Raw genomic sequence first — 25,165 nt, 5'->3', positions numbered from 1 at the left:
GAGTACGGTTCGGGGTGGGGTTGGGGCGGTGGGGCGCTGGCGCCCCACCCCGACGCATCTGTCACCCATCTATCCGGTCTAAAATGTCACCCATCTATCCGCTGGACAGCCTGAACAAGAGCCTCGGCTGCGCGCTGCCCGCCTCGCTGCTGTTCGATTATCCGACGCTGGAGAAGATTGCCCGCTACCTGCTCAAGGATGTGGCGAAGCTCGAGGCGGAGGCGGCGCCCTCCCCGGCCTCGGCGGCCGCGCTGATGGATGAGCTCGACCGCCTGATCGGATAGGGGCACAGACCGCCCGCTTCGCCGGGTTCACGCGGCCAGCAGGGTTTTCAGCCTGACCGCGGGCGAGGCGAGCGCGTCGGGGTCGGGGGCCGCGCGCTGGGCGATCAGCATCTCGGCCAGCCGGATCTCGCGGGCGATCTTGCCCAAGGGCCCGATGCCGCCGGCGGCGACCAGCCTTCCGTCCGCCGCCAGGTGGAACAGCAGTTGCGCCCCGTCGCCCAGGTCGCGCGCGACCATCGTCCGCCCTTCATCGGCCAGGCCGGCGATCTGCAGCGTCAGCTCGTACTGGGCCGACCAGAACCAGGGCACCGCCCTGATCGCCTCGCCGCGGCCCAGCATGTTGCGCGCGGCCAGCGCCCCCTGGTCCTGGGCGTTGCGCCAGGCCTCGAGCCGGATGCGGCGGCCGGCATACAGCGGATGGGCGCAGGCGGCGCAGTCCCCGGCCGCGAAGATGGCGGAGTCGCTGGTCGCCAGCGTCGCGTCGACGGCGATGCCGTTGTCGACCGCCAGGCCGGCGGCCTCCGCCAGCGCGGTCTCCGGCACCGCGCCGATGCCGGCGATCACCGCGTCGGCCGCGATCCGGCTGCCATCGGCCAGCACCACGGCGTCCGGCTCGATCCGCTCGATGCCGCTGCCGGTGCGGAGGTCGATTCCGGCGGCGCGGTGCCGAGCCGCGATCACCGCGGCGATCTCGGCCGGGACGCCGCGCATCAGGATGCGAGGCTGGGCCTCGACCAGGGTCACGGCGCAGCCGCGCGAGACCGCGGCCGCCGCCAGCTCCAGCCCGATGAAGCCGCCGCCGATGATGGCCAGCCGCGTGCCGGGGCGCAGCAGCGGCCGCAGCGCCAGCGCATCGTCGAAGCGGCGCAGATACAGGGCCCGCTCATGGCCCGGCAGGGTCAGCCGCCGCGGCCGCGCCCCGGTCGCCAGCAGCAGCCGGGAATAGGGCAGGGTGCGCCCATCGGCCAGGTCCACGGCGCAGGCCGTGCGGTCGATCGCCGTGACCTCGGTCCCCAGGATCATGTCGATGCCCAGCGCGGCGGCGCGATCGCGGTCCAGGACGGTGGTCGCAACCGGCTCCGCCTCCGCCAGCAGCGCGGCCTTGGACAAAGGCGGGCGCTCATAGGGCGGATGCACCTCGTCGCCGACCAGCGTGACCGGGCCGTCCCAGCCCTCCTCGCGCAGCGCCGCCGCCGCCCGGGCTCCGGCCTCGCCGGCGCCAACGATCACCATCCCGGCCAAGCGTCAGGATCCCAGCCGGAGGAAGACCTGCCCGCCCTCGACCTTCACGGGATAGGTCAGCAGGGCGACGCAGACCGGCGCCCCCTTGGCCGCGCCGGTGGTGAAGTCGAAGCGGCCATTGTGCTTCGGGCATTCGATGATCGTGCCCATCACCAGCCCGTCGGCGAGATGCACCTGCTCATGCGTGCACAGCCCGTCGGTGGCGAAGTAGCGGTCGTCCTCGGTGCGGTAGATGGCGAAGGTCCGGCCGCCATGGTCGAAGCGGATCACATCCTCCTCGTCGATCTCATCCGCCGCGCAGGCCGCGATCCAGCCGTCCATGCTCTGTCCTCCCTGGTCGATGCGCGTCATTCGGCCGGCGCGGCCTGGGCGCCTGCGATCGCCGGCCCGGGCGACGCGCCGGCGGGCAGCCGCCGGACGGCATGGTGGCGCGGGTCGCGCAGCTGCCGCAGCAGGGTCGGGATGATCTCGCGATAGGCGGCCCAGCAGCTCGGATAGGGCGGCGGGCAGTCGTGCTTCATCGCCGCGTGCAGCTTCGGCAAAGCGTGATAGGGCACCATCGGGAACATGTGGTGCTCCACATGGTAGTTCATGTTCCAGTACAGGAAGCGGAACACCGGGTTCATGTAGACAGTGCGGCTGTTCAGCCGGTGGTCCAGCACGTCCTCGGCCAGGCCGGCATGCTGGGTCAGGCCGAAGAACAGGACCATGCCGCCGCCATAGAGAGTCGGCAGCCCGACATACATGGCGGGCAGGATGCTGCCCAGCGCCAGGCAGGCGGCGATCACCGCGGCGAAGATCGCGAGATAGATCCGGGCGACCAGGAACACCTTCCAGCGCTCCATCTCCGGGATGAAGGTCTCCTCCTCCGCCGTCAGCCGGCCGGCCGCGTGCACGAACAGCTTGCGGATCGCGACCGCGCTGCCCTTCAGCATGAAGATGTTCAGGACGATGCCCAGGAGATTGGGCGGGCGCGGCGCGGCGATCTCGGGGTCGCGGCCGACGATGATGGTGTCGGTGTGGTGCCGGGTGTGGCTCCAGCGCCAGACCGTCGGCTCGCGCAGGATCATGAAGCAGGCGATGTGGTAGACGGCGTCGTTCATCCACCGCGTCTTGAAGGCGGTGCCGTGGCCGCATTCGTGCCAGCGGCTGTCCGAGGCCGAGCCGTACAGCACGCCATAGGCCAGGAAGAACGGCACGGCCCACCAGCTGCCCCAGAAGACGCCGCCGAGCCCGCCGGTGATCGCGAGCGCCGCGAACCAGATCAGCGTGTCGCGGATCGCCGGCCCGTCCGACCGGCGCATCAGCTCCTTCATCTCCTTGCGCGGGATCGGGCTGGCGTACCAGGCGGCCCCGGCCAGCCCGGTCTCGACCGCGCGCCGCGCCTCCGCCCCGACCAGGCTGTAATCCCTGCGGCCGATCTCCCCGGGCATCGCGTCCTCCTGCATCACCTCCGCTTGTCCGCGGATGTGCAGGGAGCGTAACCCGGGGCTCCGCTTGCCTCAATGCAGTGATGATAGAATCTATCATTTTCAGTCATACCATGGCAGGCTGCCGTGATCGGATCTGATAGCGGAAGCAGATGAGCAGGCGCCCCACCATCGCCGACCTCGCCACGGCGGCGGGCGTCAGCGTCGCCACCGTCGACCGGGTGCTGAACCAGCGCCATCCGGTGCGCGAGGGGACGGCCGAGCGCGTGCTGCGCGCCGCCGAGGCGATCGGCTATCACGCCACCACGCTGCTGCAGCAGCGGCTGCGGGGGGAGCTGCCGATCCGTACCTTCGGCTTCCTGCTGCAGAAGCGGGAGGTTCCCTTCTACCAGCAACTCGCCGTGGACCTTCAGGCCGCCACCGCCGCCTGTGCCGCGGTGCGGGGCCGGCCCGTGGTCGAGTTCATGGAGGAGCTGTCGCCGGCGACCATCGTCGAGGCTCTGCGCCGGGTCGGGGCCCGGGTGGACGCGCTGGCCGTGGTCTCGGTCGACCATCCGCATGTGTCGGAGGCGATCGCCGACCTGCGGCGCGACGGCGTTCCGGTCTTCGCCGTCCTGACCGACCTGATGGCCGAGGATCGCGCCGGCTATATCGGCCGCGACAACCGGAAGGAGGGCCGGACCGCCGCCTGGATAGTGGCGAAGACGGCGCGGACGCCCGGCAAGGTCGGCATCATCGTCGGCAGCCACCGCTATCTGTGCCAGGAGACGGCGGAGATCTCGTTCCGCTCCTACTTCCGCGAGCACGCGCCGGAATTCCGGCTGCTGGAGCCGCTGATCAACCTTGAGGACGCGCGGATCGCGCGTGAGGCGACGCACGACCTGATGGCTCGGAACCCCGACCTGGTCGGCCTCTACATCTGCGGCGGCGGCACCGAGGGCGTGATCGAGGCGGCGCGGCAGGAGACGGCCCATGCGCCGGTGGCGATCGTGTGCAACGAGCTGACGGCCAAGGCCCGCGCCGCGCTGATCGACGGCGTCCTGACCGCGGTGATCTCGACCCCGACCGCGCTCCTGGCGGCGCGGGCGGTGGAGGCGATGGTGCGCGCCGTCGAGATGCCGGCTCCCGAGCCGCCGGGCCAGATTCTGGTGCCGTTCGAGCTGTATGTGTCGGAGAATATTTGAGGGGCGACGGACCTACCGGTTGTACTTGGTCACGATCAGCGGCCGGGCCGGCGCCTCCTCCGGCACCGGAGTGCCGGCGAGTCGGCCGCGGATGATCGCGATCGCCTGGCGCAACTCCGCCGCCACGTCGTGGCTCAGCACGGCATCCATGCCGCCCTCCTCCAGCAGCCGGGCGGAGTTCTCGTTCAGCTCATGGCCGATGAAGGCCACGGCGCCCGTCAGCCCGGCCTCGGCGATCGCCCGGGCGATGCCGACATTGCCGCCGGCGGTGTTGTAGACCCCGAGCGGCGCCGGCCCCGCCGCCAGGATCTGGCGCATAGTGGCGTGGGCGATGTCGGGATCGTCGCTCGAATGGATGCTCTCCTCGACCGACAGGGTCGGGAACTCGGTGCGCAGCACGCGGCGGAAGCCGATCTCGCGCTCCTCCTGGCAGCGGTAGGGCGCGCTGGCGACCAGCACGATCCGCCCCGGGCGCCCGCCGGTCAGCCGGCCCATCAGCCAGGCGGCGGTCGACCCCGCCCGCTCCTGGTCCATGCCGACATAGGCGGTGCGGCGCGATCCTGGCAGGTCCGTGGTCAGGCAGACCACCGGCGTGCCGTCCGCCGCGCCGGCTTGGACCGCCCGGTTGATGGCGAAATGCTCGCGCGCCACCAGCAGCAGCCCGTCACAGCGCGACAGCATCGCCGCGACCCGGTCGGCGAAGTTCGGCGGGTCGACCTCCGCGGTCGGCTGGGTGAAAATCTCCAGGCCCAGCCCCGGATCCTCCGCCGCCACCCGCTCCAGCGCCTGGATCAGGGTGGCGGTGAAGGTGCGGCCCGAATCGCAGGCGAAGCCCAGCCGGATCGATGGCGCCTCGGCTGGGGCGGCCGGGCCCTGCCGCCGCTCCAGCGCCGCCAGCACCGCCTGCGCCTTGTCCGGCGCCACGCCGCCGCGGCCGTTGACCACACGGTCGACCGTGGCGGTCGAGACGCCGGCCTCGGCCGCGATCTCGGCGATGGTGGGGCCCTGCCAGCTGCCGCGCCGCATCCAATCCTCTCGTTGATGGCTTAATCATCAATACGGATTTGCGCCTGCAAGGTCAAACTGAACTGGGACCGCGCCGTGCAGGGGCATTTGCAAATGTCGTTGACAGATATTCAATCACATGGCTTCCATCATCGGCACTGAAACGAAGCAATATGATTGTTAATCAATCATAAGGGTGACGGGATGGAGACGGATGTCGTGGTGGCGCTGAACCACATGGTGGCGCCGGCCCTGGATGTGCCCCGGTTCTTCGACCTCGCCGCCGGCCTCGGCTGCCGCGGCGTCGAGATCCGCAACGATCTCGGCGATGGCACGATCGCGGGCGGCCTGGCGGCGGAGGCGGTGGCGCGGCTGGCGGCGCAATGCGACCTGACCATCCTGTCGATCAACGCGCTGCAGCGCTTCAACGACTGGACCGGGGCGCGGGCCGAGGAGGCCCGGGCGCTGGCGGACTATGCGCGGGGGTGCGGCGCCGGTGCGCTGGTGCTGGTGCCGGTCAACGACGCCGGCTGGCAGCCGCCGCCGGAGGAGCGGCGCGCCGGGCTGCGCCGGGCGCTGTCCGGCCTGGCCCCGATCCTGGCCGATTCCGGCATCCTCGGCCTGGTCGAGCCGCTCGGTTTCGAGATCTGCTCGCTCCGCTCCAAGCGCGAGGCCGTGGCGGCGATCGACGCGCTCGGCCTCGGCGACCGCTTCCGGCTGGTGCACGACAGCTTCCACCATCACCTGGCGGGAGAGCCGGATCTGTTCCCCGAGCGCACCGGGCTGGTCCACATCTCCGGGGTGGAGGACGGCACGGTGCCGCTGGCCGCGCTGCGCGACGCGCATCGCGTGCTGGTCGGCCCGGACGACATGATCGGCAATGCGCTTCAGATCCAGGGGCTGCGCGCCGGCGGCTATCGCGGCCCCGTCTCCTTCGAGCCCTTCGCCGCCAGCGTCCACGCCGATCCCGACATCGCCGGCGCGCTGCGGGGCAGCATCGACCATCTGGCCGCGGCGCTGGCTCGGAGGGCGGCCGAATGATGGAGATCCCTCAGAGAAATCCACGAGTCTGTGAAGGAATTTGATAGATTCCATCACGGGCTGATTGAGCCGTCCGGCGGCGCGATCTACCGTCACCGGACACAGAACCGGCACGAACCGGACGGCTCGGGCATCCGGGCCGAAACATGGGAGGACGCCTGATGAAGAGAACCCTGCTCGCCTTCGCCGCCGCCGCTCTGCTGTCGCTGCCCGCCGAGGCCGCGACCAAGATCGGCGTGTCGATGGCCCATTTCGACGACAACTTCCTGACCATCCTGCGCAACGCGATGACCGAGGAAGCCAAGGCGAAGGGCGCCGAGATCCAGTTCGAGGACGCCAAGGGCGACATCGGCAACCAGACCAGCCAGATCCAGAACTTCATCGCCTCCGGCGTCGACGCCATCATCGTCAACCCGGTCGACACCTCGGCCACGCCGCAGATGTCGCAGCTGACGGTGGAGGCCAAGATCCCGTTGGTCTTCGTCAACCGCAAGCCGGACGGCGACACCCTGCCGGACGGCGTGGTCTTCGTCGGCTCGGACGAGCGCCAGTCCGGCACGCTGGAGATGGAGGAGCTGGCGCGGCTGGCCGGCCACAAGGGCAATGTCGTGGTCATGGTCGGCGAGCTGGCGACCAATGCGGCGCAGCTGCGCACCAAGGATGTCGAGGACGTCGTCGCCAAATACCCCGACATGAAGATCGTCGAGAAGCAGACCGCGAACTTCCAGCGCAACGAGGCCATCGACCTGATGACCAACTGGCTGACCGCGGGCACCGACTTCACCATCGTCGCCGCCAACAACGACGAGATGGCGATCGGCGCCATCCTCGCCATGCAGCAGACCGGCAAGGATCCGAAGCCCTATCTGATCGGCGGCGTCGACGCGACGCCGGACGCGCTGGCCGAGATGGAGAAGGGCAATCTCGACGTCACCGTGTTCCAGAACGCGCGCGGCCAGGGCCGCGGCGCGGTCGAGGCGGCGCTGAAGCTGGCGGCCGGCGAGAAGATGGAATCCTGGCAGTGGATCCCGTTCGAGCTGGTGACGCCGGAAAACATGAAGAAGTTCTCGCAGTAATCCGCGATCATCGACCACGGTCCCGGGGGCGTTCGCGCCCCCGGGTGGAAAGGCGTCCGCCATGACTGCCGCCGTCACCGCCCTGCACCGGCCCGAGCCCGCCGCCGACTGCCTGCTGGAGGTGGCGAATGTCCGCAAGGCCTTCCCCGGCGTCGTCGCCCTCGACGACGTATCGTTCCGGCTGCGCCCCGGCACCGTGCACGCGCTGATGGGCGAGAACGGCGCCGGCAAGTCGACGCTGATGAAGATCATCGCAGGCATCTACGCGCCGGATGCCGGCGAGATCCGGCTCAAGGGCCGGCCGATCGTGCTGCCGACGCCGCTGGCGGCGCTGGAGGCCGGCATCGCCATGATCCATCAGGAGCTGAACCTGATGCCGTTCATGACGGTGGCGGAGAACATCTGGATCCGGCGCGAGCCGCGCAACCGCCTCGGCCTCATCGACCACGGCGCGATGCGGCGGCGCACGGCGGAGCTGTTCGCCACCCTCGCCATCGACATCGACCCGGAGGCGGAGGTGCGCAGTCTGACCATCGCCAGCCGGCAGATGGTCGAGATCGCCAAGGCGGTGTCCTACAACTCCGACGTCCTGATCATGGACGAGCCGACCTCGGCCCTGACCGAGCGCGAGGTCGACCACCTCTTCGCCATCATCCGCACGCTCAAGGCCGCCGGCAAAGGCATCGTCTACATCACCCACAAGATGAGCGAGTTGGCGGCGGTGGCGGACGAGGTGTCGGTGTTCCGCGACGGTCGCTTCATCGGCTCCGGCCCCGCGGCCGAGCTCGACCGCGAGGCCATCATCCGGATGATGGTGGGGCGCGAGCTCGGCCAGATGTATCCGAAGCTGCAGGCCGAGATCGGCGCGCCCGTGCTGGCAGTCGAAGGCCTCGGCCTCGCCGGCGTCTTCGCCGATGTCGGCTTCGAGCTGCGCGCCGGCGAGATCCTCGGCGTGGCCGGCCTGGTCGGCTCCGGCCGCACCAATGTGGCGGAGGCGCTGTTCGGCGTCGTCCCGGCCACCGCCGGCACCATCCGAATCCGGGGCGAGGCGATGCGGATCGGGTCGCCGGCGCAGGCGATGGCGGCGGGCATGGCCTTCCTGACCGAGGACCGCAAGGAGACCGGGCTGTTCCTGACCCTGCCGGTGCTCGAGAACATGCAGATGGCGGTGCTGCGCGACCGCTACGTCAAGGCCGGCTTCGTCGCCCAGGGCGCGATCGCCCAGGCCTGCCAGGCCTGGCGCACCACGCTCAGGATCAAGACGCCGGACCTGCAGGAGCCGGCGCTGAACCTGTCCGGCGGCAACCAGCAGAAGGTGCTGATCGCCCGCTGGCTCTTGACCAAGCCGCGCATCCTGATCCTGGACGAGCCGACGCGCGGCATCGATGTCGGCGCCAAGGCCGAGATCTACCGGCTGATCTCGGCCCTGACGCAGGAGGGCGTGGCGGTGCTGATGATCTCCTCCGAGCTGCCGGAGATCCTCGGCATGAGCGACCGGATCATGGTCATGCACCAGGGCCGGGTGACCGGCATCCTCGACCGCAGCGAGGCCGACCAGGTGAGCATCATGCGGCTGGCCTCGCGCTGAGGCCGCCGACCGTACATGAAGGAGAGCCGGCCGGGCGCCGGCCGGGGAGGACAGGATGAGCGCGACCCAGGTTTCCGGCCCCCAGATCGACGCCGCCCGCCGCCGCTTCCGCATGCCGGTGGAGGCCAGCATCTTCCTGGTCCTGGTCGGCATCTGCGTGCTGTTCGAGGCGCTCGGCTGGTACGCCCGCGGCCAGTCCTTCCTGGCCAACCCGCAGCGCCTGCTGATCATCGTGCTGCAGGTCTCGATCGTCGGGCTGCTCGCGGTCGGCGCGACCCAGGTGATCATCACCTCCGGCGTCGACCTGTCGCCGGGCTCGGTGCTGGCGCTGGCCGCGATGGTCTCGGCGACCTTCGCCCAGAGCTCGAGCTTCAGCCGCGTCATCTTCCCGGCCCTGACCGACATGCCGGTGGTGGTGCCGCTGGCGATGGGCCTCCTGGTCGGCGGCGCGGCCGGGCTGGTCAACGGCGCGCTGATCGCCAAGACCGGCATTCCGCCCTTCATCGCCACGCTCGGCATGATGGTGGCGGCCCGCGGCACCGCCCGCGCCTATACCGACGGCGCCCCGGTCTCCGGCCTGCTGCCGGCCTTCACCTGGATCGGCCAGGGCAGCCGGCCGGTGATCCTGTTCCTGGTGGTGGCGCTGATCTTCCACGTGGCGCTGCGCTACACCCGCTACGGCAAGTTCACCTATGCCATCGGCGCCAACCCGCAGGCGGCGCGCGTCTCCGGCATCGATGTCGGCCGGCATTTGATGCTGGTCTACACCATCGCCGGCCTCCTGGCCGGTCTCGGCGGCATCGTCATGGCGGCGCGCAACGGCAGCGGCCAGGCCAATATGGGCACGGGCTACGAGCTCGACGCCATCGCCGCGGCGGTGATCGGCGGCACCAGCCTGGCCGGCGGCGTCGGCCGCATCACCGGCACCGTGATCGGCACGGTGATCCTGGGGGTGATGACCAGCGGCTTCACCTTCCTCGGCATCGACGCCTACTACCAGGACATCGTGAAGGGCGGCATCATCGTCGCCGCCGTGGCCGCGGACCAGTATCGCCAGCGCCGCCGGCGCAAGGCCTGAACGCAAGGGGAGGGCAGGGGATGCAGCGGCTTCTGGTGCTTCAGTCGCTCTGGGCGATGGAGCGGCGCCACACCGATGGGGTCGAGCGCACGGTCGAGGCCAATGTCGAGATGATCGCCGGGGCCGGCTTCGACGGCATCAGCACGCCCTGGACCGATCGCGATCTGGTCCGCCGCATGGCGGGCTGCCTGCGCACCGGCATGGTCGCCGAGGGCGTGTGCTTTCCGAAGACCGTCGACGAGTTGAAGCCGGTGCTGGAGATCGCGGCCGAGTTCCCGGTGCACCACATCAACCTGCAGCCGGACGTCCGGCCGCGGCGGCTGGAGGACTGCGTGCCGCTGATCGAAGGCTGGCGGCGCCTGGCCGAGCAAGTGGACTTCCCTGTCCTGATCGAGACCCATCGCGACCGGATGACCACGGACCTGTACTTCACCCTCGACCTGCTCGACCGGTTCCCGGAGCTGCCCTTGCTGGCCGACCTGTCGCACTTCCTGGTCGGGCGGGAATTCGCCTGGCCGGTCTCCGACGAGAACCACGCCCTGATCCACCGGATCCTGGAGAATTCCTGGGCCTTCCACGGCCGCGTCGCCTCGCGCGAGCAGGTGCAGATCGAGATCGCCTTCCCGCACCACCAGCCCTGGGTCGACCTGTTCCTCGACTGGTGGGGCCATGGCTTCCGCAGCTGGCGCCGCCGCGCCGCCGCGGATGCGACCCTCTCCTTCACCTGCGAGCTGGGGCCGCAGCCCTATGCGATCACCGGGCGCGACGGCAACGACACCACCGACCGCTGGGCCGAATCCCTGACCCTCGCCGGGCTGGCCCGCGACCTCTGGGCTGAGACGGCCCGCGGATAGCGGGCCTCACCGCGCGGGGGGCGGGCCGACCCGGTGTCAGCCGGTCGCGGCCATCGCGTTCTTTTGCCAGTGCGATGTCCGGGCTGCGCCGGTCTGCGCGATCAGGAGGGTGTCGAGCTCCGCCGCGATCCGGGCCAAGCCAGGCATGTCGCCGGACCAGGATTTGATCCAGCCGACCATCGCCCGGGCCAGGTCCGGACGCTGCTCGCGGAGCAGCGAGGCGACGGCGCACTCGGTCTGGAGCGCTTGCTCGACGACCGCCATCGCCCGAGGCGGCAGGCCCTGCATGCTGTCCAGCGGCGTCTCGACAGGCTGGCGGACCGGCACGTGGATCCGCACACCGCCCGTCGCCGGGACGGAGTCGAAGATGAAGGCGGCCGGCTGCGGCCCGTCGGGCGCGGTCATGGCGATCGCCTGGAACCGGCCGTCCACCCCCTCGGTGAACACGGTCAGGCTTGCCGTCGTGCTGTCGCGATAGTCGAGATTCAGGGAGGCATAGCCGTCCGACTGGATCCGGCGGGCCACGATCACCAGCTCGGTCCGGCGCAGGGTCCAGTCGAACCGGTCGGGGATGCGCAGCACATCGGCGCAGATTGTCACCAGAGGGGGATCGAGATCGGCGGCCCGCAGCGCCGCACGGATCTCGCCGAGATCCAGATGCATGGCGCGGAAAGCGGCTTCGTTCGGACCGATCGCCCGGCTCGAGACACCGGCGATGCCGCTGCGGGTCTCGATGGCGTCGAACAGCGCCGCCAACCCGTCCGAGGGGGACTCTCCCTTAGGGGCGATTCTGTTGTGCATGAAGGCCTCCATCCTGTCGGCCGTCGATCTGCGGCCTGCCGCCGTCCACGCTCCAGTCATGCGACAATATTCCGCCGATATCGCCCGGGGAACTTGGCGCAATATTGCGCGTCTCAGCTTATGTTCCTGTATAAATGCAGCAACGTTCAGAGCTGTGACTGGGGTATGAACCACCATTCGCACCGGACGAGATGGCGAATAACTGGGTATGGCCGGATCTTGGAAACCGCCAGAAACGACAGCGGGCTTCGACCGCATCGATCGAAGCCCGCATCCGTCGAGCCTGGAGAGGGCCTGACGCCGGCCCGCGGGATCAGATCGCGACCTGCCCCCGGGCGCAGCGGCGCCGCAGCAGCACCGCCGAGGTCTGCTGCTGCAGGCCGATGGTCAGCAGCACCAGATTGTCGCGGGCGATCTCGGAATAGAGCGCCGCCAGCGTCACCGGCACCGAGGCCGAGGTCATGTTGGCGTATTCGGTCAGCGTCGACAGATACTGGCCCGGCCGGATCGCCTCGGCCCAGGCGCCGCTCAGCACCGACGAGGCCTGGTGCGTGATCAGCGTGATCTCGTCGGCCGCCAGCCCGTTGCGGCGCAGCAGCCGGTCGACGATCCGCGGCGGGATCTTGGCGCCGTACTCCTTGTATGACGCGGCCCCCTCGTCGCCGATATACATCAGCGGGGTGGTGAAGCTCTCCGCCAGATAGGGCGGCGGCGGGTCGATCGTGCCGGCCGGCCGGGCACTCATATGCATGGCGCCGAAATAGCCGGTGTCGGTGTCGGTCACGACGTCGACCAGGGCGAAGCGCTGCGGGTCGTCGGTCACCGCCATCACCGCCGCGCCGGCGCCGTCGGCGGCGCCGATGCAGGTCGCCTCGTGGTAGCTGACATGCCGGCTCCAGTTGCAGCCGCAGACGACCAGCGCGTTGCGCAGGCCGCGGCCGGTGCGGATCAGCGCCTCGGCCAGGACCAGCCCGTCGTTGAAGATGGTGAACTCGGTCCCCAGCGGCAGCACCTGGCAGCGCGACGGCAGGTTCAGCGTCTGGTGCAGCGCCACCAGGTCGTTCGGGCTGATGTAGTCGGCGACCGAGGCGGCGCCGATCAGCAGGTCGATGTCGCCGGCGCCCAGCCCGGCATCGACCAGGGCGGCGGCGGCGGCCTCGGCCATCAGCCCGACCAGGGTCTGGCCGGGCGCCAGCACCCGGCGCTGGTCGAAGCCCTGGAACAGGTCGGTGTGCGGCGGCGGGTGGGCCTTGATCCAGTCGAAGACCGGCGCATCGTTGGTCCGGACCTGCTCCGGCACCGCGAAGCCGACGCCCTTGATCCGGGCCGTGTTGTCAACCATTCACGCGTCCTTCCGCGGAGCCTCGGCCTGGGGTGCGACGGGCATGCTCAGGCCTGCGGCGGGGTGCGGTAATAGGGCGGCACCTCCGACCGGTCGATCTCCAGCACGATCACCTGTGGCCGCCGGTACAGATCGGCCTGGCCGATCGCCTTGGTCAGGGCGGCGCGCAGCTGCTGCGGGTCGCGCACCGTGTAGGTGGTGGCGCCCAGCCCGGTGGCGAAGGCCATCAGGTCCGGCGCCCCCAGCTTGTAGTAGTCGGTCCAGGACGGCTCGGGGGGCTCGGGGAAGAAATGCGCGTTGCCCTGGCTGACCATGGCCAGGTCGTTGTTGTCCATGACGATCCAGATGGCGCCGATGCCGTAGCGCGCGGCGGTCGACACCTCGCTGCCATGCATCAGGAAGGCGCCGTCGCCGGTGATCGCGACGCAGGTCCGGTGCGGCGCGCCGAGCTTGCCGCCGACCACAGCGCAGGTGCCGAAGCCGAGCGGCCCGGTGTCGAGCGACAAATGGAGCTGGGTCGGCGGGTCGATCGCCAGGTCGTTCAGCGTCCAGCCGACGCAGTTGGCGCAGTCGATGAAGATGTGGCTGCCGGCCGGCACCACCTCGTTGATCACCCGCATCGCCGATTGCGGCAGGATCGGGCTGGCCTGGGACTCGCGCTTCTCCGGGTCGTACCAGGGCGCGTGGTTGTCCCGGATCCAGCTGACATACCTCTTCCGCTCCGCCACCGCGGCCTCGTCCGGCTGGCGCCGCGCCGCCAGCTCGCACAGATCGTCGATGAACTGGCCGAGCTCGCTGACGATGCCGAGCTCGATCGGGAAGACCCGGCCGATCACCGCCTGGTCGGCATCGACCTGGATCAGCGGCCCCTGCGGCAGCAGGGCGGTGTTCCAGTTGCCGGTGGCGAGGTTGCCCAGCACCGACCCCATCACCATCAGCGCGTCATAGGCCGGGCCGCCGCCGGCCGCGGCGAGATACAGGCTGGGCCAGATGCAGCCGGCCAGGCCGGTGTTGCGCAGCGACAGCGGGTGGGTCTCCGGGAACAGCGCCTTGCCGTCGGGCGAGGTCATCACCGGGATGCCGAAGCGCTCGACGAAGGCGATGAACTTGTCCCGGCGCTCGCCCTGCAGGGCGAAGCGGTTGCCGTTGCCGAGCATGATCAGCGGCCGCTTCGCCTGCAGCAGCAGGTCCAGCGCCTGGTCGGTGCGGGCGCGGTCGCTGGCCTGCGGCACGGTGCGGTAGTTCCGCCAGGTCGCCGGGAACGCGACCGGCTTGCTGGGCGCCTCGTTCGAGACGTCGACCGGCAGGCTGATATGGGTGGCGCGGAACGGGATCGACAGCGCGTCGCGCAGCGCCTGGGTGAACAAGGTGGCGAAATCGTCCGGGCTGGCGATCATGGCGCTGTACTGCACCGAGGCCTGGTATACGGCATCGACGTTCAGAGTGCCGTCGACGCCCTGCTGCAGATAGCCCTTGCCGAAATAGCTCTCGGCCACCTCGCCGGTGATGGCCAGCACGGCGGAATGGTCGGCCTGGGCGTTCATCACCCCGGTCAGCGCATTGACCGCGCCGGGGCCGGTGGTGGCCAGGACCACGCCCAGCCCGCCGGTGACGCGGTGCAGCCCGTCCGCCATGTAGGCGGCGCCGGTCTCGTGCCGGCAGACGATGTAGGTGAACTCGTCCTCGCGCAGCCGCAGATCGTTCAGCAGATACATGATGCCGCCGCCGGGAATGCCGAACAGGTAGCGGACATTCTCGAGCTTCAGGTAGTCGAGCAGCAGCTGCGACACCGTCCGGTCGGTCACTGTGCGGTAGTAGGTCGTGCTCTGCTGCAGCATCGCGGGGGTCTTTCCGGGGAAGGGGGCCGGGCGAGGGGCGGCGGGAAATCAGGCGGCGGAGGCGGGGCTGAAGTCCGGTGCGGTCAGGCCGAAATGCCCGGTCAGCATCATCTCGGCGGTCTGCAGCGCGCCTTCGACCCAGCCCTGATAGGTCGAGTAGGATTCGCCGCAGATATAGACCTCCTCGTCGAGGACCGGCTTGACGATCAGAGGCATCACCGCCGCTGTGTCGACGCCGATGTTCCAGGAATGCCAGCCGCCGCCATAGGGGTCGTCGCCCCAGTCGCGGAAGGCGGCGGCATAGGGCTCCGGCGCCTCCGCCACGCCATGCACCTCCTTCAGCTGGCGATGCGCCTCGGCCACCATCAGCGCGCTGATGCGGTAGATGTCGCCCAGCTTCGGCTCGCCGCCGGTGACGAAGGGGTTGGGCCGGCCCTCGAAGGGCGGGCCGCTGTCGCGCACGCCCTCCCAGTAATCGACCGAGATGCCGTCGGTATAGGCCGCGACCAGCAGCGAATTGTGGTTTCGCGGGTCGCCGCCGGGCATGTCGCCCTCGGTCTCGAAATAATAGATCTGGCGCAGCGGCAGGTCGGTGACGGAATCGCCCGAGGTCAGGCCCAGCTCGTGCCACCAGGGCTGCGGATAGGCCAGGGCGAATTTGTACAGCGCCTGGCCGGTGACGGTGGCCAGCAGCTCGGCCACGCCGGGCTTGGCGAAGAACTCGCTCGGGCCGGCCCGGTCCAGCGGATGCTCGGCAATGCGGTCCAGCGACCGGCGCGGCATGGCCAGGATCAGTCGGCGCGCCAGGACGACATGGTCATGGCCGATGCCGTGGTCGTGCACGGTCAGGGCGTACAGCCCGTCCTCGCGCCGGCTGAAGGCGATCAGCTCCCGCCGCAGATGGACATGGCCGCCGGCCGCCTCGAACTCGTCGCGCAGGCGCCAGGGCAGGGCCTCGTAGCCCTCGGGCAGATGGACATACGGGGTCTGGTCCGGCGGGATCGCCCAATCCTCCATGTACCAGGGGATCGCCTCGGCCGCGTTCCAGTTGGTCAGCACCGTGTTGAAGCCGCCGCCGGCGAGGGCGAGGTTGTAGGCCTCGACGCTCAGCAGGTTCAGCAGCACCTGCCAGAAGCCGTGCTGGCGCAGCGGAAAGCCGTTCAGGGTGGCCGCGGCGCAGGCGGCGCGCAGCTGCTCGCTGCTCATCTTGGTGGCGCCGGGGATGATCGTCTCGATCGCCTGCACCACCAGCTGCGACGGCGACTTGCCGCGCTCCTGCTCGGTCAGCCAGTAGGGCACCGTCGCGGCGTCGACATACTGGCGGACCTGGAAGCGGTGGCTGCGCAGATAGGCCAGGTTCTGCGGCCCGCCCATGGGGAATGGTTCGGTCTGGAAGCCCAGATGCTTGACCAGCCCCATGACCAGCAGCTGCGTGGTCATGATCCGCATGCCGCCCAGCTCGGCCGGCACATGCGGCATGCCGGGCAGGCGGACGGTGTCGAGCCGGCCGCCGATCCGGTCGCTCATCTCGAACAGGTGGATGCCGGCCGCCGGAATCCTGGAGTCCGGCGCGGTGGCCAGCCGCCAGGCGCTGTACACGCCGCCCATGCCGCCGCCGATGATCGCACAGTCGATGACGCCGTCGATGTCTGCGCCCATGATCATCACTCCGTCTGCAAGGATGGTTGCGCGGCCGCTGCGGCGGCCATGTCAGAGGCTCACGATCTGGTCGACCGCCTCGAGCGAGGCGATCAGGGAGCCCTGGATCCAGGCCTGGTCGAGCGAGCAGTGCTCGCCGGCGAAGAACACCCGGCCTTCCGGCTTCTTGCCGTCGAGCCAGATCGAGCCGAGCTGGCCGGGCAGCAGGAAGGCGAAGGCGCCGGCCGACCATTTGTGCGACTGCCAGCAGATCGACGCGGAATCGACCACCAGGTTGTCGTCCAGGATCTCCGGATGGTACCGGGCGATGCCGCGGCGCACCGCCTCGACCTGCGCCGCCGGCTCCATCAGCCCGAGGCGCAGCGCGTCCGACCCCCAGCAATAGGCGCCGAGCAGCGCGCCCGGCATCGAGGCATCGGCGTTCGGCGCGGGCCCGGTGCGCTCGTCATGCGCCGGGCCGGTGTGCGGGTTCGACCAGGGCCGCGGCGGCAGCGGGCCGCGCTCGACCTGCAGATGGTCCATCGGATAGTAGGTCTGGCGCTGCAGCCCGTCGGAGATCGAGGCGCCGCCATAGATACCGTAGCGCGACTGCCAGAACCGCTCGCGGCAGTCGAGGATGACCTTGGTCGACGCGGCATAGGCCATCTGGCTGATCGACAGGCGCTTGCCGTAGCTGAAGCCGTCCAGCTGCATCCGGCGCATGACGCCGAAGGGCAGGGTGCACAGCACATAGTCCGCGGTCAGGGTCTGCGGCCCCTCGGGCCCGGTGTAGCCGATCTCGACGCTGGTCTCGGAGGCCAGGCTGATGCGCGTGACCTCGCGCTGCTTCAGCACTGTGCCGGGCCGCAGCATCGCCGCCAGCGTGTCGGGCAGCTGGCTCATGCCGTCCTGCAGCGTGGTCAGGTTGTTGCCGGTGCCGACGATGGTGTCGCGGATGAACATCGTCACCGCCTTGTCGAACCAGACGGCAAGGCTGGTATAGGCGCCGACCAGCTGCTTCACCGACTGCGGCAGCACGGTGTCGAGGAAGGCGCCGAGCGACAGGCCGTCGAGATAGCGCAGCCGGTCGGTGGTCATCTCGCCCTTGAACAGGCTGTCCTGCTCGAATGGCGTCAAGGGTGCGATGGCGTTGGCCAGCACCCAGCCGAAGATGGCGCCGCCGGGATCCTGCGGATAGGCGCCGTCGGGCGAGGGCGGGGTCTCCGGCAGGCCGTAGCGCGGATAGATCCGGCTGCGATCCTCGCCCAGCCGGCACACGACGTCATGGATGTCGAGGAAGTTCTGGTCGACGCTGTTGACGAACGGGATCAGCCGGCCCGTCAGGCCGGCCCGGTCGATGTAGTAATGGGTGTAGTCGTGCGAGCCAGGGACGCGCATCGCCCCGAGCTCGTTGTAGCTGCCGTCCTTGAAATGGTGGGTCAGGATGCGGCCGCCGACGCGCTCGCTGCCCTCGAGGATCGTGGCGATGTGGCCGAGCTGCTGCAGCTCATAGGCGGCCACCAGGCCGGCGATGCCGGCGCCCAGGATCACCACATGCTTGGTGCCGTGCCCGGCATTGTCCTGCCGGATCCGCTGCAGCATCTCGACAATCGGGACATGCGGGTAGGTGCTCTGCTGCTGGGACATGCTCGCCTCCGCCGTTTCGAGCGGGGGACCGGACGGACCCACCCCGTTCGCAATAAATTTTAGAAAAAAGCTTTCGAATCCTACTCCGCCCGACGGCTGTTTCCTGCCGCCATGACACGTTCGGATGCCGAATCCTACTGACTCTGGTAGCATGGTGTGCGGCGCGGGATGTAAACCAGATTTGAACGGCTGTTCGCATTCATCCGCTACGCGCCTCGACAAGGAACGGCCGCGGGGCAGGGCAGGATTTTTGATGAGCAATAGGATGGCGGACATGACGGGCGGCGCCGCACGGCGCGATCGCCTGATCGTGGTGGAGGACGACCCGGTCACGCGCACGATGATCGCCCGCTACTTCGCGGAGGAGGGGTTCGAGGTGGAGGAGGCGGCCACCGGCGCGGAGTGCCGCCGCGCCATGAAGCGCACGCCCGCCGACCTGCTGTTCATCGACATCCAACTGCCGGACGGCGACGGCTTCGACCTCGCCCGCGAGATCCGGTCGACCAGCGCGGTCGGCATCATCTTCGTCACCCAGAAGGACAGCGAGGTCGACCGCGTCGTCGGGCTCGAGCTGGCCGGCGACGACTACGTCACCAAGCCGGTGAAGCTGCGCGAGCTGCTGGCCCGGTCGCGGGCGCTGCTGCGCCGCCGGGGGCTGGAGCGCGACGCCGCGCGGCACAATCCCGTGATCACCTTCGACTCCTGGCTGCTGGACCAGACGCGGCGCGAGCTGACCACCCGGGACGGCACCCCGGTGCGGGTGACGCGCGGCGAATTCGACCTGCTGGCGGCGCTGGTGCAGGCCAATGGCCGGCCGCTCAGCCGCGACTACCTGGTCGAGGTGATCAGCAACCGCGACACCGAGGTCGGCGACCGCACCGTCGACGCGCTGGTCGCCCGGCTGCGGCGCAAGCTGCAGACGCCGCCCGGCGGGCCGCCGGTGATCGTCACCGTGACCGGGGTCGGCTACAAGCTGGGCGTCCGCACCGACGCGCGGAGCTGAGAGCGGGATCGCCGCATCTCCACCATCAGGGCGTCGATCGATAGGCGGCGGAGCGGCTCCAGCACCGCCGCCATGTCCACCAGGTCGTCGATCGGGGCGTCGTTGCCGGCGCAAACCTCGATCGCCGAGGCGTGGCGGGCCAGGCGGATCAGGCCCAGCGCGCCGGCCGAGCTGCTCAGGCGATGGACCAGGCGGGCCAGGTCGCGGCGGTCGCCGGCCTCGGCCGCGGCGCCGATCGCCCGAACCATCGGCCGCGAGACCCGGTGGAACATCAGGGCCAGCCGGGCCAGCTCGCGGGGGCCCAGGATCTCCTGGCGCTCGTCGTAGAACTCCCGGTCGACCAGGGCCGTCGGATCGGCCGACACCACCGGCGGCTCGACCGGCGGGCGGGTGTCCGAGACGGCGGCCAGCATGCGCTGCAGCGCGGCCAGCTGCAGCGGCTTGCCCAGGATGCGCTCGATGCCCGCCAGGGCGCAGCGCTGCCGGCTGCCGTCGGTCAGGTCGGCGGTCAGCGCCAGGATGTGCGGCGGCTCGCGGTCGCCCGGCAGGGCCCGGATCCGCCGCGTGGCCTCCAGCCCGTCCATGCCCGGCATGTGCAGGTCCATCATGACCACGTCGAAGGCGGCGGCCGCCGCCGCCTCGATCGCGGCCTGGCCGCCATCGGCGATGGTGACCCGGTGGCCCAGCCGGCCGAGCAGCCCGGCGGCCACCGCCCGGTTGATCGGGTCGTCGTCGACCACCAGGACTGACAGCGCCGGGCCGGCCACGACCGGCGCCGGCGCCGCCGGCTTCGCCGTGCCCGGCGTCACCGGCACGGCCAGGCGGAAGGTGCTGCCGGCGCCCGGGGCGCTGTCGACCGTCAGCGTGCCGCCCAGCAGGTCGGCGATCCGGCGGCAGATCGCCAGGCCCAGCCCGGTGCCGCCGTAGCGCCGCGCGATCGATGAATCGGCCTGGATGAAGTCGCCGAAGATCCGGTCGTGCATGTCGTTGGCGATGCCGATCCCGGTGTCCGTCACCGCGACACGCAGCATCGACCGCCCCCCCGGCATCGGGTCCAGCCCGACGGTTACGGCGATGCCGCCCTCCGAGGTGAATTTGACGGCGTTGCTGAGCAGGTTGATCAGCACTCGGCCGAGGCGGCGGGGATCGCTGCGCAGGATCGCCTCCGGCGGCGCGTCGATCGACAGGGTCAGCCCCAGCCCCTTGGCCGCGATCTGGGGGCGGATCAGCTCGACCGCGTCTGCCACCAGCCGGTGCAGGTCGAAATCATGCAGGTCGAGCGCCTCCTGGCTGTTCTCCAGCCGGGCGTAGTCCAGGATTCCGTCGATCAGGTCGAGCAGGGACTTGCCGGATTCCTCGGCGATCTCCAGATAGCGGCGCTGCTCCTCGCCCAGGCGGTCGCGGTCGAGGATCTGCAGCATCCCGAGCACGCCGTTCATCGGCGTCCGGATCTCGTGGCTGACCACCGCCAGGAAGCGGGACTTCGCCTGGTTGGCGACCTCGGCGGCGCGCCTGGCCCGCCGCGCCTCGCGCTCCTTGGTCACAGCGCGGTTGCGGGCGGCGGCGAGTTCCGCGGTGCGCTCGCCGACCTTCTGCTCGAGTCCTTCATTCGCCTGCAGCAGATCGGTGCGGGCACCGTCGAGGGCGGTGAACAGCCGGGCATTCGCCAGGGCGATCGCCGCCTGCCCCGCCAGGACCTGCACGACCTCGAGCCGGCGGGGGCTGAACACCCCGGCGGCGAGGTTGTTCTCGAGATAGATCAGGCCGTCGACCTGGCCCCGCTCATCCAGCGGGGCGCACAGGATCGAGGCGACGCGGTGGGTCTGGATGTAAGGATCCCGCAAGAATTCGGCCGAATGCTGGGCATTGTCCAGCACCAGGGATTCGCGGGTGCGCAACACATAGGACAGGACCGACCGGGGCACGGCGCTGCTCTCCTCCAGCCGCCCGGATCCTTCGCCGGCGAGGAGCGAGATCTCCCGGTCGCGGCCGACGGCCTCGACATACAGGCCGTCGTCGCGCCGCAGCACCAGGACGCCGTAGGACGCGCCGGCGCTCTCCTGGATCGCCCCCAGCACCCGCTGCACCAGCTGGGGCAGGTCGATCTCGCGCGAGATCGAATGCGCGGCGCGCAGCACCGCCCGGAAATCGATGTCGTCCTCGCCGGCCGGGCTGCCGGCCTCGCGCAGCGAGGCACGCCCGCCGCGCGACCGTACCGCCAGCCGCGGGAATTCCTGCTCCAGCGCCGCCACCTTGGCGGCGGCGCCCCAATAGCCGTACAGCGTTGCCGCCTCGCGCAGATGGGCCGTGCCGGCGACGTCGTTGCCCAGGCCCAGGCAGAAGCGCCCGGCATATTCGTTCGCCAGCGCGGCCTGATGGGTCAGCTTGGCGGCTTCGGCCCGATGGATGGCGTCGCCGTAGAGGTGGAGCGCGTCGGCGGTCCGCCTCTCGGCCCGCGCCAGCTCCGCCTCGACCAGGCTGTGCATGGCGCCGAAATTGTGCGGACTCAGCTCGCTCCAGCCGCGCAGCCGGTCGTGCTGCGCCGCGAAATCGTCGCCGCGGTCGCCGTCATCCGCCAGCGCCGCCAGCAGCAGGAAGGCGACGCCGTCGGCCTCGACCGCGAGGCCGGCAGCGCCGGGCAGGTTCGCCAGCGTCGGGCCGATCAGGCGCCGGGCCGCGGCGAGATCCCGGAACAGCAGGGCCAGCTGCAGCCGGCGGATCAGGTAGTTGGCGCGGGCGACGAGATCCAGCGCCTGCAGATGGGCATCCTCCTCCGCCTCGCTCCGGACCCGGTCGCGAGACATGCTGGTCGGCGCCGGCGTCCGGCCCATCAGCGCGGCGGCGAAGTCGACCTGCATCCGGCAATGCTCGGCCGCCGTCCGGTTCCGGTCGCCGATCAGCCGCAGATGCTCCTCGCCGATGCGGGCCACCTCGGCCAGCGCCCCGCCGCTGCCCAGCAGGTGGATGACATAGGCCGCGGCGTGATAGGAGCCGAACTGGATGTCGCCCATCTCGAAGCCGGCGCGGATGCCGTCGAGGTTGAGCTGCAGCGCGCCCGCCAGCGGGTGCAGCCAGTGCCGCAGGAAATAGGTGTAGACGAAGGTCGTGCTCGCCGTCAGCGGGTGGCCGAGCCGGACGTCGAGGGCGATCGCGGTCCGGGCGAAGGCGTCGGCCGTCACGCTGTCGCCCGTCATCCCGCGCAGGGTCAGGGCCAGGGTGACGATGATCCCGGGCGCCAGCGTGTCGCCGCCATGCTGCAGCATCAGATTGGCGTTGCGCAGCGCCATCAGCGCGAACAGCGCCGGCTGCAGCGTGTTGTGCGCGTCGGGGGCCAGGCGGAACAGGATCTGCATCGCCGCCGCCAGGCGCCGGTCGCGCAGGGGCGGCAGTTCCAGGAGCACCTCGGCCGGGCGCCCGGCCATCAGCCGCTGGAACTCCGCGAATTCGGCGCCGACGGCCTCGCGCTGCTGCTCCACCGTCACCGGCAGCTCGATGCCGACCAGGCGCAGCGCCCGGCGGCCGACCTCGATCGCCTCCTGCTCCAGCAGCCGCGCATCGAGCGACACCAGCTGCAGCATGGCCAGCTGCAGCCGGTGCTCGTCGTCCTTCAGCCGGGCGGCCAGCGCCTCGACCTCCCGGTCGAAGGCGGCGTGGTCCTGGGTCAACATCCGGCATTCGGCCAGCAGCAGCGCGGCTTCGGCGATGTCGGCATAGCGGCTGTCCCAGAGACCCGGGTCGGCCAGGCGCAGCCCGGTCTCGGCGTAGTCGCGGGCCGGGGCGAAGGCGGCCGCCGCCCGGGCCTGCCGGGCCGCGATCAGGTTGATCTCGGCGCAGCGCGCCCGCAGCGCCGGGTCATCATCCAGCCCGCCCGCCGCGTTCAGGTGCCGGGCGATGGCGAAGGCGGCGCCGGGCAGCTGGGCCTCGCCGGTCCGCTCCAGCAGCAGCAGGGCGATGCGGCGATGCAGGACCGCGGGATCTTCGGCAAGCCGGTCGGCGGCCTCGCGGATCCGGTCATGGGCGAAGCCGACGCTGCCGTCGCGGGCGACCATCAACCCCTCCGCCACCGCATCGTCGAGGATCCGCCGCAGCGGCGCGTCGTCGAGGCCGAGCACGGCGCCGAGCAGCTCCGCATCGACCTGCATGCCCAGGCAGGCGCTGGTGGTCACCACGCGCCGCAGCTCCGCCGGCAGATGGCCGATGCGATCGGCCAGGAAGCCGACCACGTTGTCGGTCGCCTCCACCGCCGCGATGCGGTCCAGGTCCCAGCGCCCGGACGGGCCGATCGCGCCGGTGTCGCGCAGATGGCTCAGCAGCTGGCGGGCGAACAGCGGGTTGCCCAGGGTCTTGGCGTGCACCAGGGCGGCGGCGGCCGCCGCCTGGTCCGGCCGGCCGCGATAGGCGGCGACCAGCATGGCCTCGACATCCCCCGGCGCCAGCGGCTGCAGGGCGATGCGGCGCAGCCCGGGCTGCGCGTCGAGCGCTTCGCGCAGCGCCGGTTCCGGATCCCCGTCGCGGCAGGTGCCGATCAGCAGCAGCCCGCCGGCGGGCGCGGCGGCGCCGATCGGGCCCAGCAGCTCCAGGCTGGCGCCGTCCGCCCATTGCAGATCGTCCAGCAGCAGCACCAGCGGATGGTCCGGCGCGGCGAAGACGGCGACCAGGTCCTGCACCGCCTGCGCCAGCCGGCGTCCGGCCTCGGCCGGGGCCAGAACGGCGGCCGGCGGCTGCGGCCCGATCAGCCGGTCGAACCCGGGCACCAGCTCGGCCAGCACGCTGGCGCTGCGGCCCAGCCGGTCCAGCAGCGCGGTGCGCCAGGCCGCGACCATGGCATCGGGTTCGGTCAGCACGCCGCGGACCAGCCCGGCGAAGGCCTGGACCAGGCCGAGATAGGGCTCGTCGCGCTGCTGCTCGAACTTGCCGGCGGCGAAGCGGCCGCCGGCCTCGGCCACGCGGTCGCGCAGCCCGGCCGCCAGCGCGCTCTTGCCGATGCCGGGGGCGCCGGTGACCAGCGCGGCGCCGCTGCGGCCGGACCGCGCCGCGTCGAACGCCGCCTGAAGCGCGGCCAGGGGGGCCGCCCGGCCGTACAGGATCGCGCCGTCGCCGAAGCTGTCGCCGTCGCCGCCGGCCGCAAGGGCGAAGGCGGCAATGCGCCCGCCCGCGTCACCCTCGGGCGCGAAGCCGGCGCGGCAGCGTCCCAGATCGGCCGCCAGGTCGGCGGCGCTGCGGTAGCGGGTGGCGGCGTCCTTCAGCAACAGCGTCGCCACGATCTCCGCCAGCACCGGCGGAAATCCCGGCAGCAGCGCGTCCAGCGGCTCCGGGCGCCGGGTGAGATGGGCGTGCAGCAGCTCCAGCCGCTCCTCGCCGGCGAAGGGCGGCCGGCCGGCGAACAGCTGGTACAGCACGGCGCCGAGCGAATAGAGGTCGGCGCGGTGGTCGATCGGCCGGTTCATCCGGCCGGTCCGCTCGGGGGCGACGGCGGTCATGTCCTCCACCGCCGGCAGCGCCTCGGCCGGGACGGAGTCGCCGCGGCCGAGCAGTACGGCGCCGCCGAAATCGATGTAGTTGACCCGGTGATCCGCCGGGTTGAGCACGATGTTGTGGGCCGACAGGTCGCCGTGCAGCACGCCGCGCTCATGCACATGGGCGAGGCCGATGGCCAGGGCCTCCGCGACTGCGATCCGGCCGGCGAGGTCCGGCGGCGCCGTGGCGATCCAGTCGGACAGGGTGATCCCGCCGATGTCCTCCAGCACCAGGGCCGGCCCCTCCGGGCCGTCCGGCTGCAGCCCGACCGGACGGACCACGAGATCGGAGTCGAAGCGCGCCAGAAGCTCATGCTCGCGCCGCAGCCGATCGACCAGGCCGACCGCCGGCTCACCCAGCGCCTCCTTCAGGATGACCGGGCGGCCGTCGTCGAGGATGGCCCGGATCACCGTGGTGGTGGCGGTGCGGTGGATGACCTCGCGGCGACGAAGGCGATGGGCGACGTCCGGCACGGTTGTCATCTCCCGGGGGCAAGGCTGGCGCCGCCCTTGATCAACCTAGAGTAGCACTTCCGTCAACGCCCCGTGATCCGTTGCTGCCGTTGCGGCCTGCGGCTTTTCACTGGAGGAACTGGGG

At 70.8% G+C, this 25,165-nt stretch carries 18 protein-coding genes; 8 read left to right on the top strand and 10 right to left on the bottom strand.

Going from position 1 to position 25,165, the window contains the following annotated elements; all coding sequences use genetic code 11:
• A partial coding sequence (locus ACTOWL_RS18015) for an acyl carrier protein (protein ID WP_441322640.1) occupies window positions 1-284 on the top strand: 284 nt, incomplete at its 5' end.
• A gap of 27 nt (window positions 285-311) precedes the next feature.
• Here the strand turns inward: ACTOWL_RS18015 and ACTOWL_RS18010 are convergent.
• Genes ACTOWL_RS18010 through ACTOWL_RS18000 form a run of 3 tightly spaced genes read right to left on the bottom strand, consistent with a single transcriptional unit; the run spans window position 312 to window position 2,959 of the window.
• Window positions 312-1,517 carry an NAD(P)/FAD-dependent oxidoreductase gene (locus tag ACTOWL_RS18010; RefSeq protein ID WP_441322641.1) on the bottom strand — a complete coding sequence of 402 codons (1,206 nt, stop codon included), beginning with the start codon at window positions 1,515-1,517 and terminating at the stop codon, window positions 312-314.
• A 12-nt stretch (window positions 1,518-1,529) separates the two neighbouring features.
• Window positions 1,530-1,847: a MocE family 2Fe-2S type ferredoxin gene (locus ACTOWL_RS18005; protein WP_441322639.1), complete on the bottom strand. Its 318-nt coding sequence runs from the start codon at window positions 1,845-1,847 to the stop codon at window positions 1,530-1,532.
• Between the two features lie 26 nt (window positions 1,848-1,873).
• A complete protein-coding gene (locus tag ACTOWL_RS18000) occupies window positions 1,874-2,959 on the bottom strand; it encodes a fatty acid desaturase family protein (RefSeq protein WP_441322638.1) in 1,086 nt (361 codons plus the stop codon).
• Window positions 2,960-3,108: 149 nt separating this feature from the next.
• Between ACTOWL_RS18000 and ACTOWL_RS17995 the strand changes: the two genes are divergently transcribed.
• The gene (locus tag ACTOWL_RS17995; protein WP_441322637.1) at window positions 3,109-4,140 is read left to right on the top strand and encodes a LacI family DNA-binding transcriptional regulator; all 1,032 of its coding nucleotides are present in this window, start codon (window positions 3,109-3,111) and stop codon (window positions 4,138-4,140) included.
• Between the two features lie 12 nt (window positions 4,141-4,152).
• Here the strand turns inward: ACTOWL_RS17995 and ACTOWL_RS17990 are convergent, their stop codons facing one another.
• On the bottom strand, window positions 4,153-5,166 hold the full coding sequence (locus ACTOWL_RS17990) for a LacI family DNA-binding transcriptional regulator (RefSeq protein ID WP_441322636.1): 1,014 nt from the start codon (window positions 5,164-5,166) through the stop codon (window positions 4,153-4,155).
• Between the two features lie 183 nt (window positions 5,167-5,349).
• Between ACTOWL_RS17990 and ACTOWL_RS17985 the strand changes: the two genes are divergently transcribed.
• The 5 genes from ACTOWL_RS17985 to ACTOWL_RS17965 all read left to right on the top strand — a co-directional run bounded on the left by ACTOWL_RS17985 (window position 5,350) and on the right by ACTOWL_RS17965 (window position 10,782).
• Window positions 5,350-6,186 carry a TIM barrel protein gene (locus tag ACTOWL_RS17985; protein WP_441322635.1) on the top strand — a complete coding sequence of 279 codons (837 nt, stop codon included), beginning with the start codon at window positions 5,350-5,352 and terminating at the stop codon, window positions 6,184-6,186.
• 161 nt (window positions 6,187-6,347) lie between these two features.
• Window positions 6,348-7,262, top strand: coding sequence for a sugar ABC transporter substrate-binding protein (locus tag ACTOWL_RS17980; RefSeq protein WP_441322634.1), 915 nt, complete (start codon window positions 6,348-6,350; stop codon window positions 7,260-7,262).
• 61 nt (window positions 7,263-7,323) lie between these two features.
• Window positions 7,324-8,850, top strand: coding sequence for a sugar ABC transporter ATP-binding protein (locus ACTOWL_RS17975; protein WP_441322633.1), 1,527 nt, complete (start codon window positions 7,324-7,326; stop codon window positions 8,848-8,850).
• A 55-nt stretch (window positions 8,851-8,905) separates the two neighbouring features.
• Entirely contained in the window at window positions 8,906-9,928 is a 1,023-nt protein-coding gene (locus ACTOWL_RS17970) for an ABC transporter permease (protein ID WP_441322632.1), read from the top strand.
• Window positions 9,929-9,948: 20 nt separating this feature from the next.
• A complete protein-coding gene (locus tag ACTOWL_RS17965) occupies window positions 9,949-10,782 on the top strand; it encodes a sugar phosphate isomerase/epimerase family protein (RefSeq protein ID WP_441322631.1) in 834 nt (277 codons plus the stop codon).
• A gap of 36 nt (window positions 10,783-10,818) precedes the next feature.
• Here ACTOWL_RS17965 and ACTOWL_RS17960 read toward each other — a convergent pair whose 3' ends face one another.
• The 5 genes from ACTOWL_RS17960 to ACTOWL_RS17940 all read right to left on the bottom strand — a co-directional run bounded on the left by ACTOWL_RS17960 (window position 10,819) and on the right by ACTOWL_RS17940 (window position 18,048).
• Window positions 10,819-11,583 carry a hypothetical protein gene (locus ACTOWL_RS17960; protein WP_441322630.1) on the bottom strand — a complete coding sequence of 255 codons (765 nt, stop codon included), beginning with the start codon at window positions 11,581-11,583 and terminating at the stop codon, window positions 10,819-10,821.
• A gap of 313 nt (window positions 11,584-11,896) precedes the next feature.
• Window positions 11,897-12,925, bottom strand: a complete 1,029-nt coding sequence (locus ACTOWL_RS17955; protein ID WP_441322629.1) for a 3-oxoacyl-[acyl-carrier-protein] synthase III C-terminal domain-containing protein — start codon at window positions 12,923-12,925, stop codon at window positions 11,897-11,899.
• A gap of 47 nt (window positions 12,926-12,972) precedes the next feature.
• Complete coding sequence (locus ACTOWL_RS17950) at window positions 12,973-14,763, bottom strand: thiamine pyrophosphate-binding protein (protein WP_441322628.1); 1,791 nt, start codon at window positions 14,761-14,763, stop codon at window positions 12,973-12,975.
• A gap of 48 nt (window positions 14,764-14,811) precedes the next feature.
• Window positions 14,812-16,422 (bottom strand): flavin monoamine oxidase family protein, encoded by a 1,611-nt coding sequence (locus tag ACTOWL_RS17945; protein WP_441322627.1) that lies wholly within the window; start codon window positions 16,420-16,422, stop codon window positions 14,812-14,814.
• Between the two features lie 51 nt (window positions 16,423-16,473).
• Window positions 16,474-18,048 (bottom strand): flavin monoamine oxidase family protein, encoded by a 1,575-nt coding sequence (locus ACTOWL_RS17940; RefSeq protein WP_441322626.1) that lies wholly within the window; start codon window positions 18,046-18,048, stop codon window positions 16,474-16,476.
• A 265-nt stretch (window positions 18,049-18,313) separates the two neighbouring features.
• On the opposite strand from ACTOWL_RS17940, the gene ACTOWL_RS17935 reads away from it, so the two are divergent.
• Window positions 18,314-19,051 (top strand): response regulator, encoded by a 738-nt coding sequence (locus ACTOWL_RS17935; protein WP_441322625.1) that lies wholly within the window; start codon window positions 18,314-18,316, stop codon window positions 19,049-19,051.
• On the opposite strand, the gene ACTOWL_RS17930 is transcribed toward ACTOWL_RS17935, so the two are convergent.
• On the bottom strand, window positions 19,015-25,041 hold the full coding sequence (locus ACTOWL_RS17930; protein ID WP_441322624.1) for an AAA family ATPase: 6,027 nt from the start codon (window positions 25,039-25,041) through the stop codon (window positions 19,015-19,017). The genes ACTOWL_RS17935 and ACTOWL_RS17930 overlap by 37 nt on opposite strands.
• Window positions 25,042-25,165: the final 124 nt, after the last annotated feature.

Origin of the sequence: Inquilinus sp. CA228, assembly GCF_052078665.1 — a bacterium.
Lineage (GTDB): Bacteria > Pseudomonadota > Alphaproteobacteria > DSM-16000 > Inquilinaceae > Inquilinus.
The sequence above is the reverse complement of the archived record's forward strand: the minus strand, read 5'-3'. Positions and strand labels throughout refer to the sequence as shown.